This is a genomic window from Rhodococcus sp. T7, assembly GCF_009872365.1.
Classification (GTDB): Bacteria; Actinomycetota; Actinomycetes; order Mycobacteriales; family Mycobacteriaceae; genus Rhodococcus_F.
Genome location: NZ_WXYH01000344.1, coordinates 21,390 through 33,969 on the forward strand (window position 1 = coordinate 21,390; position 12,580 = coordinate 33,969).

10 protein-coding genes and 3 pseudogenes are annotated in these 12,580 nt (G+C 66.3%); 8 read left to right on the forward strand and 5 right to left on the reverse strand.

All coding sequences use genetic code 11. The features are described 5' to 3' along the window. Position 1 precedes the first annotated feature (1 nt). Positions 2-322: a 2Fe-2S iron-sulfur cluster-binding protein gene (locus tag MLGJGCBP_RS32630; RefSeq protein WP_160100839.1), complete on the reverse strand. Its 321-nt coding sequence runs from the start codon at positions 320-322 to the stop codon at positions 2-4. 338 nt (positions 323-660) lie between these two features. On the opposite strand from MLGJGCBP_RS32630, the gene MLGJGCBP_RS32635 reads away from it, so the two are divergent. From MLGJGCBP_RS32635 to MLGJGCBP_RS32655, 5 genes are all read left to right on the forward strand, one after another. Next, positions 661-1,983 carry a cytochrome P450 gene (locus tag MLGJGCBP_RS32635; protein ID WP_087560732.1) on the forward strand — a complete coding sequence of 441 codons (1,323 nt, stop codon included), beginning with the start codon at positions 661-663 and terminating at the stop codon, positions 1,981-1,983. Between the two features lie 4 nt (positions 1,984-1,987). Beyond that, a complete protein-coding gene (locus tag MLGJGCBP_RS32640) occupies positions 1,988-3,217 on the forward strand; it encodes an NAD(P)/FAD-dependent oxidoreductase (RefSeq protein ID WP_160100841.1) in 1,230 nt (409 codons plus the stop codon). A 59-nt stretch (positions 3,218-3,276) separates the two neighbouring features. After that, the gene (locus MLGJGCBP_RS32645) at positions 3,277-4,383 is read left to right on the forward strand and encodes an NAD(P)-dependent alcohol dehydrogenase (protein WP_160100843.1); all 1,107 of its coding nucleotides are present in this window, start codon (positions 3,277-3,279) and stop codon (positions 4,381-4,383) included. Between the two features lie 40 nt (positions 4,384-4,423). Continuing rightward, positions 4,424-5,860, forward strand: coding sequence for an aldehyde dehydrogenase (locus MLGJGCBP_RS32650; RefSeq protein ID WP_160100845.1), 1,437 nt, complete (start codon positions 4,424-4,426; stop codon positions 5,858-5,860). Between the two features lie 71 nt (positions 5,861-5,931). Beyond that, the gene (locus tag MLGJGCBP_RS32655; protein ID WP_087560820.1) at positions 5,932-6,186 is read left to right on the forward strand and encodes a hypothetical protein; all 255 of its coding nucleotides are present in this window, start codon (positions 5,932-5,934) and stop codon (positions 6,184-6,186) included. Positions 6,187-6,252: 66 nt separating this feature from the next. On the opposite strand, the pseudogene MLGJGCBP_RS32660 reads toward MLGJGCBP_RS32655, so the two are convergent. Further along, positions 6,253-6,474: pseudogene (locus MLGJGCBP_RS32660) on the reverse strand (AMP-binding enzyme); the annotation flags it as partial. 21 nt (positions 6,475-6,495) lie between these two features. On the opposite strand from MLGJGCBP_RS32660, the pseudogene MLGJGCBP_RS32665 reads away from it, so the two are divergent. The 3 genes and pseudogenes from MLGJGCBP_RS32665 to MLGJGCBP_RS32675 form a co-directional block, all read left to right on the forward strand. Beyond that, positions 6,496-6,719, forward strand: a pseudogene (locus tag MLGJGCBP_RS32665) (2Fe-2S iron-sulfur cluster-binding protein); the annotation flags it as partial. Positions 6,720-7,598: 879 nt separating this feature from the next. Beyond that, complete coding sequence (locus MLGJGCBP_RS32670; protein ID WP_160100847.1) at positions 7,599-7,829, forward strand: hypothetical protein; 231 nt, start codon at positions 7,599-7,601, stop codon at positions 7,827-7,829. A 128-nt stretch (positions 7,830-7,957) separates the two neighbouring features. Beyond that, positions 7,958-8,550: pseudogene (locus MLGJGCBP_RS32675) on the forward strand (PAS and ANTAR domain-containing protein). Positions 8,551-8,832: 282 nt separating this feature from the next. Here MLGJGCBP_RS32675 and MLGJGCBP_RS32680 read toward each other — a convergent pair. From MLGJGCBP_RS32680 to MLGJGCBP_RS32690, 3 genes are all read right to left on the reverse strand, one after another. Next, the gene (locus MLGJGCBP_RS32680; RefSeq protein WP_160100849.1) at positions 8,833-9,966 is read right to left on the reverse strand and encodes an alpha/beta hydrolase family protein; all 1,134 of its coding nucleotides are present in this window, start codon (positions 9,964-9,966) and stop codon (positions 8,833-8,835) included. Then, positions 9,963-11,552, reverse strand: a complete 1,590-nt coding sequence (mhpA, locus tag MLGJGCBP_RS32685) for a bifunctional 3-(3-hydroxy-phenyl)propionate/3-hydroxycinnamic acid hydroxylase MhpA (protein WP_160100851.1) — start codon at positions 11,550-11,552, stop codon at positions 9,963-9,965. Before mhpA ends, MLGJGCBP_RS32680 begins: the two co-directional genes overlap by 4 nt. Positions 11,553-11,646: 94 nt before the next feature. Then, positions 11,647-12,573, reverse strand: a complete 927-nt coding sequence (locus MLGJGCBP_RS32690) for a VOC family protein (protein WP_160100853.1) — start codon at positions 12,571-12,573, stop codon at positions 11,647-11,649. Positions 12,574-12,580 lie beyond the last annotated feature (7 nt).

The following is a 12,580-nucleotide window of genomic DNA, read 5'->3' on the forward strand; positions in this document are numbered from 1 at the left end:
CTCAGGCGTCCGTGGACGGCACGGTCACGGTGACGGTGCCCACGTCAGGCGTGAGCACGAGCTGGCAGGCGAGACGCGAGCACGGCTGGACACCGTCGATGAACTCGAGGAGGTCCTGTTCCTCCAGCGTCGGCTCCCCGAACGCACCACCGGAATCGTCGTCCAGGTACACGTGGCAGGTGGCGCAGGAGCAGCTACCGCCGCACTCGGCGACGATGCCGGGGAGGTTGTTGCGAACCGACCCGTCCATCACGCTCTGGCCGGCGGGAACATCGACGGACGACGTCGAGCCGTCCGGGAGCTGGTACACGACGGTGGGCATGGCGATCTCCTTCAGGTTGACCGGTGAACATCTGCGCGGCCGTCATGCCGAAGCGAAAGGGTCCGGCCGCGTTCTCGGTACCGAAAATTGTGTCGCCGGTCACTGGCCGGGCACATCACCACTTCGGGTGATTACCCCCCTCCCGTGGGGTGAATCTTGCCCCGCCGACCGCGACATGCGCCGGGGTGACCCGCCACACATCCCCCGTTAGGTGGACAACTTTCGATCAATGGTGTGATGCCCCTCACTCCTGTGGCTGACAGGCTGGAGTCACTCCAGTCGGCGAGGGCGCCGCGACGTTCGGCGCCGCACCTCACTGAACCACGAAGGGGAATTTGATGAGCACCACAGAGCAGGTCACGGAACTTATTCCGGACGCCGTCGCCCGACAGATCGTTCTGCCCGAGGGACACCGGGACAACGACGCACTGTTCGACGCCTACCGTTGGCTGCGCGAGAACAATCCCCTCGGCCGTGCCGTGGTGGAGGGGTACGACCCCATCTGGCTGGTGAGCAAGCACGCCGACATCATGGAGATCGAGCGTCAGCCCGACATCTTCACCAGTGCCGGCGCCGAGGACAAGGGCTCCGTCAACCCGATCCTGGCGAACCAGGCCGGCGACGCGTTCACCAAGAGCATCAACAACGGCAGCCTCCGCATTCTCGAGACTCTCACCTACCTCGACCCGCCGGAGCACACCGCGATCAAGGACATCGCGCTGGACTGGTTCCGGCCCACCAACCTCGCCCAGTGGGAGGCGACCATCCGCGACCTCGCGAAGGCCTCCGTCGCCCGGCTACTGAAGACGGACGGCCGGATCGACTTCGTGAAGGACTTCGCCCTCAACTACCCCCTGCACGTCATCATGAGCTTGTTCGGGGTGCCGGAATCGGACGAGCCCCGCATGATGTCTCTGACTCAGGAGTTCTTCGGCACGGCCGACCCCGATGCCGCGCGCGACGACGTCGAACCCCTCACCCCGGACGCCGCCGCGAAGCAGTGGGTGGCCACGATTCAGGACTTCTACGCCTACTTCGAACGGCTGCTGCAGGACCGGCGGGCCAACCCCCGCGACGATCTCGCGACGATCATCTCGGTGGCACGCGACGAGAGCGGCGAGTACTACCCGAACGAGGTGGCCTACGGCTACTTCATCGCCATCGCGACCGCCGGTCACGACACCACCTCCAGCACCCTCGCCGGCGGCATGCTCGAACTCGGCCGCAACCCGGAACTCCTCGCGAAGGCCAAGGCCGATCTGGCGCTCGCCCCGCACATCGTCAACGAATCGCTGCGATGGGCCTCCCCGGTGAAGCACTTCATGCGTCAGGCGACGCAGGACTACACGCTGCGCGGCCGCGACATCAAGAAGGGCGACCGCTTCATGCTGCTGTACCAGTCGGGCAACCGCGACGCGGACGTCATCCCGGACCCCGACACCTTCGACATCACCCGCAGGCCCAACAAGCACATCGCCTTCGGCTATGGCCCGCACATGTGCATCGGCCAGCACCTGGCGAAGCTCGAACTGCGGATCATGTTCGAGGAACTGCTCCCCCACATCGAATCGCTCGAACTCGTCGACGACACGAAGATGATCCAGACCAATTTCGTCGGCGGGCTCAAGAACATGCCCGTCCAGATCGAGTTCACCCGGTAACACCATGGTCACGTCACATGCGTCACCCACCGTGGTGATCGTCGGGGCCGGGCATGCCGGCGGCACTCTCGCCGGCATGCTGCGGCAGCAGAAGTTCGACGGTCGCATCGTCCTGTGCGGGGACGAAACCCATCCGCCCTATCACCGCCCGCCGTTGTCGAAGAAGTACGCCGACGACGAGTTCGTACAGTGGCTCAAGCCGGAATCGTTCTACGCCGACAACCAGATCGACACGCTGCTCGGTGATCCGGTCACCCGCATCGACCGGGACGCGCGTACCGCGACGACGGCGTCCGGAACGGTGCTGGAGTACACGACACTCGTGCTCGCGACGGGTGCCGCTCCACGGACGCTCTCCCTCCCGGGAAGCGAGCTCGAGGGTGTGCTCAGCCTGCGCACCCTCGCCGACGCCACGACGCTCCGTGAGGCCGTGCACACAGGATCGGCGCTGGCGATCATCGGCGGTGGGTACGTGGGACTCGAGGTCGCGGCCTCGGCCCGCGCCCGCGGATGCGACGTCACGGTGATCGAACGGGAGGACCGGGTGCTGGCCCGGGTGGCGAGCCGGGAACTCTCGGCGGCGCTCACCGAATTCCACCGGAACCGCGGAACTCGCATCCTCACCGGGGCCGAGGTCCGCGGAATCACCGGCGCCGACGGCCGCGTGGCCGGGGTAGAACTCGGTGACGGAACCGAGATCGCCTGCGACCTCGTCCTGGTCGGGGTCGGTGCCATCCCCAACGACGCGCTGGCGCGCGAGTCCGGCCTCGAGTGCCTCGCCGGAATCGTGGTCGACGGGTCTGCCCACACGAGCGATCCGCATGTTCTCGCGATCGGGGACGTGACCTATCGACTGCACGACACGCTCGGGAAGATGGTGCGGCTGGAAAGCATTCCGAGTGCGGTCGAGCAGGCGAAGCAGGCGGCGGCAGTCATCATGGGAGCCCCCCTCCCACCGCACGAGGTGCCGTGGTTCTGGTCGGATCAGTTCGACCTGAAGATGAAGATGGCGGGGATGATCGGGCCGGACACGCAGGCGATCCTGCGCGGCGACGCCTCCGACACCTCGTTCGCACTGTTCCACCTCGACAGCGACGGGATACCGGTGGCCGTCGAGACCGTGAATGCCGCAGGCGAATTCATGGCCGGCAAGAAGTTCATCGGGAATCGCACCAAAGTCGACCGCACTGCCCTCGCCGATCCCGCGACGCCGTTGCGGGAAGCCGCTCTCTGAGCATTCGATCCACGCCGGTCCTTCCCGGACCGGCCCCCACAGACATGGAGTCATTGACGATGGAAGCACTCGCAGCAGTCGCGAGAGAACCCCACACCGAGTTCTCGCTCGAAACGATCACCATCGACGGACCGAAGGCCGGCGAGGTACTCGTCGAAATCGAAGCGGTCGGCATCTGCCACACCGACCTCGCCGCACGCGACGGCGCCCTCCCGACCGCGCTGCCCGCCGTCCTCGGCCACGAAGGCTGCGGCTTCGTCCGCGCAGTCGGCGACGGCGTCACGAAGGTCGCCGCCGGCGACCGCGTCGCCATCACGTTCAACAGTTGCGGAACCTGCCCCTCCTGCACCACCGGGGCACCGTCCTACTGTCACCAGTTCATGCACCTCGCCTACGACGGAGTCCGCGAAGACGGCACCGGTCCGCTGTCGACCACGGACGGCGAATCCCTGACCGGCCTGTTCTTCGGACAGTCCTCGTTCGCCACCTACAGCCTCGCGTTCGAACGCAACGTCGTGAAGGTTCCCGCCGACGTTCCCGCAGAACTCCTCGCACCGCTCGGCTGCGGCATCCAGACCGGCGCAGGCGCCGTCATGCGCTCCCTCGACTGCCGACCCGGATCCGCGATCCTCGTCGCCGGTGCCGGATCCGTCGGGCTGGCCGCCGTCATGGGCGCCGTCGTCCAGGGCTGCACCACGATCATCGCCGTCGAACCGCACCAGTCGCGGCGCGACCTCGCCCTCGAACTCGGCGCCACCCATGTCATCGACCCCGGGGCCGGGCCGCTCGCCGAGCAGGTCCGCGCGATCATCCCCGCCGGCGTCGACTACGCGATCGACACCTCCGGCATCCCGGCCGTCATCGAATCGCTCGTCGGCTCCATGACCTTCCACGGCAAGATCGGCCTCATCGGCGTGCCCGCCGACCCCGCAGCCTCGGTGCCGCTCAACATCATCAACTCCCTCGCCATGGGGCTGACGATCACCGGAATCATCGAGGGCGACAGCGTCCCCGACGAGTTCATCCCCGAACTCGTCGAGCTGTACAAGGCCGGGAAGTTCCCGCTCGACAAGCTCGTCACCACCTTCCCCTTCGCGAAGATCAACGACGCGATCGACGCCCAGCACCGCGGCGAAGTCCTCAAACCCGTGCTCCTGCAGGACTGACCACCCCCACTTTCCGAACCTTTCCGAGAAGGACACCCCGATGACGATCGACTACCCCGATCTCTACATCCGCGGCGGATGGACCCGGCCCGCCGGCACCGCGACGATCCCGGTCATCTCCCCCACCACCGAGCAGCGCATCGGCTCCGTGCCGGAGGGCACCGAAACCGACATCGACGACGCCGTCGACGCCGCCCGCGCCGCACTCACCCAGTGGGGGTCGTGGACTGCGGCCCAGCGCGCCGAGGTCCTGAACCGGTTCGCCGACGAACTCGAGTCCCGCGCCGAGGACACCTCCACCCGGGTCAGCAGCCAGAACGGCATGCCCATCACCCTCGCCCGGCAGTTCGAGGGCGGGTTCCCACCGGTCCTGCTGCGCTACTACGCCGACATGGCGGCGAACCAGGAAGACGAGATCCGGCCCGGCATGCTCGGCGGATCCACACTCGTCACCCGCTCCCCGATCGGCGTCGTCGGCGCCATCGTCCCGTGGAATGTGCCGCAGGCCATCACATTCCTCAAACTCGCCCCCGCCCTCGCCGCCGGTTGCACCGTCGTCCTCAAACCGTCCCCCGAAACCGTTCTCGACGCGTTCCTGATGGCCGAAGCCGCCATCGCCGCCGGACTCCCCGCCGGCGTGGTCAACATCGTCCCCGGTGGACGCGACCTCGGCGCGTATCTCGTGGCCCACCCCGGGATCGACAAGGTCTCCTTCACCGGCTCCACCGGTGCCGGACGCGCCATCGGCCGCACCTGCGGCGAACTGCTGCGCCCCGTCACCCTCGAACTCGGCGGCAAGTCCGCCGCCGTCGTCCTCGACGACGCCGACCTCGTCGCGAACATCGAGTCGTTCTACGCCGCCACCCTGCTCAACAACGGGCAGATCTGCTGGCTCGGCACCCGCGTCCTCGCGCCCCGCTCACGCTACGACGAGATCGTCGACACCATCACCGACCTCGCCAAGGGCCTGTCGGTCGGTGACCCGCTGTCCGACACCACCCAGATGGGACCGCTCGTGTCGTCCCGGCAGCGCGACCGCGTGGAGGGATACATCGAGAAGGGCCGCTCGGACGGCGGACGCGTCACCACGGGTGGTCGCAGGCCCGCCGACGCCGAACACGGATGGTTCGTCGAGCCCACCGTCTTCGCCGACGTCGAGACCGGCCACACGATCGCCCAGGAAGAAATCTTCGGACCCGTCCTGTCGGTCATCCCCTACACCGACGAGGCCGAAGCCATCACGATCGCCAACCACTCCGACTACGGACTCGGCGGCTCCGTCTGGACCGCGGACCCCGAACGCGGCGCACAATTCGCCCGCAACGTCGCCAGCGGAACGGTCGGGATCAACGGCTACTCGAACGACCCCACCGCCCCCTTCGGCGGCATCAAGAACAGCGGCCTCGGCCGCGAACTCGGACCCGAGGGCCTCGCGAGCTACCAGCAGCTCAAGAGCATCTACCTCGACGTTCGATGACCCCCTGGGTGCGGCCGTGCAACACCACGCACGGCCGCACCCACACCCAAACGAAAGAACGGAAGACGCCGGTGACCAACGAAGAACTCGCCATGCTCGAATTCGCGGTCAAATGGGCACCCTTCGGCGGCGGCGACGAACACATCCTGCCCGAATTCGGCGTGTTTCCGAACGTGTTCTACCGCCGCCTGCAACGTCTCCTCCGCCACCACCCCACCGTCAACGACAGCGTCCGGCTACGGCTCGACGAACTGTGCACGACGAAACTCACGCCCGCACGCCCCGGCAGGCGCAAGTCGCACGCGCGTGCGCGTGCGGTGCACTAGCCACACCACCCTCGACCGTCACCGCTCTGTGGGTTGAGCCGGCGCACTGGACGTCGACCACCACGGTCACAGACCGAGGAGTGTGATGCTCTCCTCGCGCATGTCGACCTTGCGGATCTTGCCGGTGACGGTCATCGGGAACTCGCCGTGATGTGGACGTAACGGGGAATCTTGTAGTGCGAGCTTGCCGGTCGCGAACCCGCGGACGGTGTCGGCGTCGAGCGGGGTGCGCCCGGGTTTCATCCGGATCCACGCACAGAGCTCTTCGCCGTAGCGGTCATCGGGCATCACCCACCGTGCCAAGACGGCGCATGGCCGGCGGATGCGACCCTGATCGACGTCATGGTCGACGCTGGGATCGACGCCCCCACTCCTGCCGCGAAGGCGAATGCGGATCCTGCGCCTGCACCCTCCTGGAGGGGACGGTCGATCCCGGGGTCATCGACGCCCTCGATCCCGACGACGTCGCCGACGGCTACATCCTCGGCTGCCAGGCGAAGCCGACCAGCCCGACACTGAGGGTCGAATTCTGACCCTCCGATCGCCGCGGAACAAACCTCTACCAAAACAATTCGATATCACGGCGTGCCCCGATGTGCTCGCGTTCGGTACGCGCCCGAGTGCTGCGCCGACTGCCCGTAGGAGGCAACTATGCCCACGCTCATGCTCCACGCCGTCATCGCATTGCTCCGCCTCCTTCACGGAGGCAGGTTGACGATCAGCTTCCGCGAGATGGTCCAGGAGATCGCGTACGTCCGGGCCCAGATGCGTTGGCTCCAGATGTGCACCTTCGAGTCGGCGCAACCGGGCCACACTGTGCCCTCGTCGCATCCGCCAACGGTGCCTGACCGAAGTGACGAGGAAGAGCGTGCGGGAGCAGCCTTTTAGAGCCGGGACTGTTCGTGGTGAGAGGCGTGGTCGGTGCCGTCGTAAGCGATCTCGACGTTGTTCGCCTCCGCCCAGTCGGCGACTCGACAAACTTACGCGCGGTCAGGTGCGGCGAGTAGTTGTCGCACACGATCGCCGGCTGAACGTCCGTCGGGTACAGGCTCCTGGCGCACCATGCGCGGAAGCGGCGCCCAATCGGAGGCGAAGGCGCGGCGGGTGCCCGCCGAGTGTGACGCCTCGAGCGCCCCGGCGAGGTGGGCCACCGTCTGTTCCGACAACTCGGGGCCGCGCCCCACCCACGGTCGGGACTCACTCCTGCCGGTACGCCGGCGGTCGGTCACCGACATCACCGGTGCCGCGCCGGTGTCAGTGGCGAGAGCGGGACTGTTCGTCGGTGTGCATCGCCAGGACGGCAGCGAACGCGGTGATCAGCAAACCCAGCAGGAGCAGCACATTCATCGTGTTCCCTCTCGTGACGTCAGCGTGCACCCGTCCGGCTGACTGGTCGTCGGTCGTCGGCGAACATGGCCTCGATCCTCGCTTTGATCTCCGCGGTGCTCATCGCGCCGCTGCGCCGCACCGGCGGCCGCGAGGTGATCGAAGACGCCGGAATCATCGAGGCTGTGCTCATGCGCGCCCTACCTTTCATCGTGTCCGCGGACCCGGCACACCAGGTTGGTGTGCACCACCGTCACAGTGATGTGATCCGCTTCACATTTTCTGCCTCCAATGTTGTACATCACTCACAGCGTTGACGCCAACTCTTCCCTGCCGCAGCACGGTTGACGCTCTCCGCGACTCCGGGCCGCGGCGTGGTCGCGGGCGGCACGGCCGCACAACCATGGCAACTTGTCGGTTATCGCGATGCGCTAGTAAATAGGGCGTGACTACTGATCAGGTGTTCGGTGGGGAACCGCAGCGGGTGGGCAGCTTCCGGTTCCTCCTCGACGGGCAGCGGTGGGAATGGTCCGATGCCGTCGCCCGGATGCACGGCTACCAACCCGGCGAAATCGTCCCCACCACCGCTTTGCTGCTCTCCCACAAGCATCCCGAGGACCACCCGCACGTCGCGCGGGTTCTGGACCGGATGATCAACGCGGCCGAGCCGTTCAGCAGCAAACACCGCATCGTCGACACCGCCGGCCAGGTCCACCAGGTCGTCGTCGTGGGTGACCGACTGTGCGACGACACCGGGGCCGTGATCGGGACGACCGGGTTCTACATCGACCTCACCGACTCCAACTGCGACGAGGTGAAGGAGTCCGTCGACGAGGCGGTCGCCGAACTCGAGCAGTCCCGGGCGATCATCGAGCAGGCCAAGGGTGCGCTGATGCTGATCTACGGCATCCCGCCGACCGGGCATTCGACATCCTCATCGGGCGCTCCCAAGAGACCAACACCCGGCTCCGCATCCTCGCGGAACTGCTCGTCGCCGGATTCGGCCAGTGCGACACCGGCGCGAGTCTGCGCACCTAGTTCGATCACCTGCTGCTCACCGCCCACGAGGGCGCCCGGCATCCGGCGTAGGTCCTAGTCCAGGGGCGGTCAGTCCCGAGGACCGAAACGCCGGGTCGAGCACACGTGCATCAGGCACCCTGTCGTGTCAGCCGCCATCAACGATGGGCGTCTGTGTAAGAGGCCGCACCGAGTTCAGCACACTTCGCGAACGGCCGCCGTGCTGTGACCGGGCAATAGGTGAACACACCCGACCCATCCACGACTCCATGGCCATCCGTCCAGAGCCACGCCCCTGCGATCTCAACGGTGCGTCGGCGTGTGTTGCCTCAGTTTGACGGTGAACCAGTCGCCGATAATTGCGTGCTTTTCGGCGGTGTGGTTGTAGATGCAGTGGTCCCCGTCAGGCCATTCGCGCCAGGTCTTGTCCACGCTGGCCGCAGCGTCGTACAGGGCTCGAGCGTTCTCGACCAAGAAGACCTGATCGGGTGTTCCGTGGAGTACGAGCAGCGGACAACGAAGCCGCTCGAGTTCGGTGGGGCCGATCGTCGCATCGTCCATGGCTCGCATCGCCTCATCCGGATCATCGATCCCATAGAGGGCTTGAAGTTTGGTTACGAAGCGTGGGTACCGCTCGGGAAGCTCCACCGGCCTGACGGTGCCGCCGTTGACGCAGCACGCCCCGATTCGCGGATCCGCCGCAGCGGTGGCCGCAGCAAGATAGCCACCCATGCTGTTGCCCCACATCCCGATTTGATCGGACACGCGAGGATCAGCCAGCAGATAGTCCACGACAAACGAGAACGCCGCGGCCGGATTCACGCCCATGTGCAGTTTTCCGAAAATCCGGGTTTCGCCCTGTCCGGGACCGTCGACGAGCAGGCAGGCAAGTCCACGGACGAGCAGTTGTTCGGCGCCTTTGGCATATTCCTCACGCCAGCCGTCGAAGCCACCGGTCACGATGACCACCGGCGGAGGTTCGATGACGTTGGGCGGCACGAGTAACCAGCCGGCCAGCGCGGAACCTTCGAAGGGGATCTGGACGTGCTCCCACCTCGGAGTTGCGAGGCGGCCCGCGGCGCCGAAGGTGTCGATCAGTTTCCGATACATTCGCCGCTTCTGCGTGTCCGTGTCGGCGAGCGGGACCTGCCCGGCTCGATAACACGCCGATGCAAACAGGTACCACTGATGCGCGGTGTGGGTATGCCCGTCGGTCAGTGCCCGCTTCGCGCGGTCGCGGTTGCGGTCACCGAGCTGCTCGGCGGCATCGGCCCACGGAACGCCCTGTTCGGCAAGTGAATGCAGCTCGACGGCATCGGGATAGTCCATGCCGTTGCCGAGCAGTCGTGGCAGTGGCATCGCCCGTTGGTGGGCGCGGGCTTCGGCCATCCATGGCTTCACCTCGTCCGCAGTATCGTCGGCGCGGGTGGAGGTCATGCCAGCGCTGCCTGAACGCGGGGCGGGACGAGCGAGCCGAGCTCGTCGATGAGGGTACCGACGGCAGCGAGATCGTCGGCGGCGCCGAAGATGTAGAAGTCCGGCCGGTAGAGCACTGCGGTCACGGCGTTGGCTGCGAAGTACTTTGTGTAGTAGCCGTCGATGTCGGTGGCCGCGGAGTTGATTGCGCTGTCGGCAACGGCGACGACACGCACGTTGAGCCTGTCGAGGGTCGCCTGCTGCTCTCCGCTGAATTCGGGAACGATGTGCCCGGAGATCAGTAGCGTCCAACCGGTACCGAGCAGGTCGTCGAAGCGCCCCTCCCGGCCGTCGAGTGCGATGCGCCCCTGGGGGGCAAGTTGCCCACGCAGACGAGTGTTTACGTCGGTTGTCGCGAGGATGCCGGATTCGAGGTGGGGGAAGGGCGGCGGCGGGGGGACCTGTCCGGTGCGGAAGGCTTCGTCGCGGGCTGCAGCGACACTCGGGTCGGTGGTGCACGAGATCTTGCCGGCTTCGATGGACATATTGATGATCGATGACACGTGTGGTGCCCGTTCGTCCCGGTAGCTTTCCAGGATCGCCGGATCGGAAAGTCCGCGCAACACGGTGTCGAGCTTCCATGCCAGGTTGTTGGCGTCCCGCACTCCGGAGCACATTCCCTGTCCCATGAACGGGGGCATGACGTGGGCTGCGTCGCCGATCAGTAGCAGGCGGGAATCCATCCAGGTATCGGCGAGTTTGGACTTGAAGGTGTAGACGGCGTGACGGACGAGTTCGGCGTTGTCGGGTGTGACGCCGTACTGCTTGACCAATGCCCAGGCGGTGGCGGGGTCGCTCATCTGCTCCGGTGTCTCGCCTGGCAGGAGGCAGAATTCGAACCTCCGATGCCTCTTGCCGAGCTGAAAGAGGCAGTGCGGGCGGGTGGGATCGCAGATCTGACCGTTGTCGAAGTCGAAGTGCAGTGGCATCGTCGGCCTCAGATCCAGGACGAGCCACGTTTCTTGGAACCCGAAATCGTGCTGGTCGGTGCCGATGATGTCCCTGACGAAACTGTTGGCGCCGTCCGCGCCGATGACGTACCGGGCGGACACGGTCCGTTCTTCGTCGGTCACGACCTTCTTGCCTACTGCGCTCCTGCCGACCCGGCGAAGGGTGATGTCGACATGATCGTTCTGCGGCTCGATGGCCACAGCCTCCCAGCCTTGGTGGATCTCCACCGTCGGCAGCTGGGAGACAGCGTCGTGAAGTGCGGTTTCGATGGTCGGTTGATAGACGATGTAGTCCGAGGGCCACCCCGAGATTCCGTCGAAGTCCCAGTCGAAGGACAGCAACAACTCGCCCGCGGCGTTGCGGAATTCGTACTTCGTCGCGCGGGCCGCATCCTCTTCGACGGCATCTGCTGCGCCGACAGACTGGAAGATCCGCATGATCTCGTGGTCGACGTGTCCTGCTCGTGCCTTGCCGAACAACTCGGGCCACCGTTCGAAGACAGCGACGCGGTGACCGGCCTTTCCGAGCAGTGCTGCCATGGTCTGACCGACCGGGCCGTACCCGATCTGTACGACGTCATACATGTCGTTGGACATCTGGTTCTCCAATAAGGAAGGGGTGCGAGGGATATGCACCATCCGCTGACTTCGCGGATGGGAAGGCGAAACGTAGTTCGTCCCACTCGGTTCGTCAGCGCGTGGACGAGTGAGCTCCGGTCATGAGGGCGGCGAGGTCGTCGGGTTCGAGGAACGACGGGGGCGGCGGCGGTCCCCAGGCGTAGAGGCCCTGCAGTCCGTGGAGCACCTCCGGGGACCAGAGTTCGTCCTCGGGGACAGTGTCCATGTCGGAGTAGTACTCGGAGAAGTTCCCGGCCGGGTCCTTGAGGTACCAGAAGAAGTTCGCACCCGCATAGTGACGGCCGAGTCCCCAGATGTGGCGTTCGGGGTTGTTTTCGAGCATGGTGTGGGCGCCGCGGCCGACGTCGTCGATGTCGTCGACCTGCCAGCTGGTGTGGTGCATGAAGTTCACCGGTGCGGCCATGACGAGGACGTTGTGGTGTTCGACGGAGCAGCGCAGGAACGCGGCCTTGTCCCCCATGTAGTCGCTGACCTTGAATCCGAGTCCGTCGGTGAAGAACGTCATGGTGGTCTCGAGGTCGGTGGACCCGATCACCGCGTGGCCGAGTTTGCGGGGGCGTACCGGGTCGGTGCGGGTGAGGAACGGGGCCCGCCCCCACCGGTCGATCCGGCCCGGACCGTTGTACGGGGTCGGCGACACCGCGGGCTCGATCACGATCCGGGGCCGCACCGCCACCCGCACCCGGGTGCCGGTGACTGGTTCGACGGCGCTGACGGAGGTGCCGTCGTGGCGGGTCGCCAGACCGAGCCTGGTCAGCCGCGCGGTGATGGCGGTGATGTCGTCGGGGTCGTCGGCGGCGACGGTCAGCTCGACCAGCCGCCGGGTGGGGGTGTGCACGATCTCGAGTTGTTCGCCGCCGTTACGGGTGGCGAACACCCCGCCCCCACGGTGTTCGAGGCCGAAGTCGGCGTAGTAGGCGATGGTGTCGTCGACGTTGGGGACGCCGATGGTGACCTTGCCGAGTCCGTGTAGTGCCATGGCGTGG

What these genes read in the sequence shown, in the direction of transcription:
- MLGJGCBP_RS32635 (WP_087560732.1), top strand. Translation starts at nt 661, where the DNA reads ATGAGCACCACAGAGCAGGTCACGGAACTTATTCCGGACGCCGTCGCC.
- MLGJGCBP_RS32670 (WP_160100847.1), top strand. Translation starts at nt 7,599, where the DNA reads ATGGCCTCGATCCTCGCTTTGATCTCCGCGGTGCTCATCGCGCCGCTG.
- MLGJGCBP_RS32645 (WP_160100843.1), top strand. Translation starts at nt 3,277, where the DNA reads ATGGAAGCACTCGCAGCAGTCGCGAGAGAACCCCACACCGAGTTCTCG.
- MLGJGCBP_RS32630 (WP_160100839.1), bottom strand. Translation starts at nt 322, where the DNA reads ATGCCCACCGTCGTGTACCAGCTCCCGGACGGCTCGACGTCGTCCGTC.
- MLGJGCBP_RS32640 (WP_160100841.1), top strand. Translation starts at nt 1,988, where the DNA reads ATGGTCACGTCACATGCGTCACCCACCGTGGTGATCGTCGGGGCCGGG.
- MLGJGCBP_RS32650 (WP_160100845.1), top strand. Translation starts at nt 4,424, where the DNA reads ATGACGATCGACTACCCCGATCTCTACATCCGCGGCGGATGGACCCGG.
- MLGJGCBP_RS32680 (WP_160100849.1), bottom strand. Translation starts at nt 9,966, where the DNA reads ATGACCTCCACCCGCGCCGACGATACTGCGGACGAGGTGAAGCCATGG.
- mhpA (WP_160100851.1), bottom strand. Translation starts at nt 11,552, where the DNA reads ATGTCCAACGACATGTATGACGTCGTACAGATCGGGTACGGCCCGGTC.
- MLGJGCBP_RS32690 (WP_160100853.1), bottom strand. Translation starts at nt 12,573, where the DNA reads ATGGCACTACACGGACTCGGCAAGGTCACCATCGGCGTCCCCAACGTC.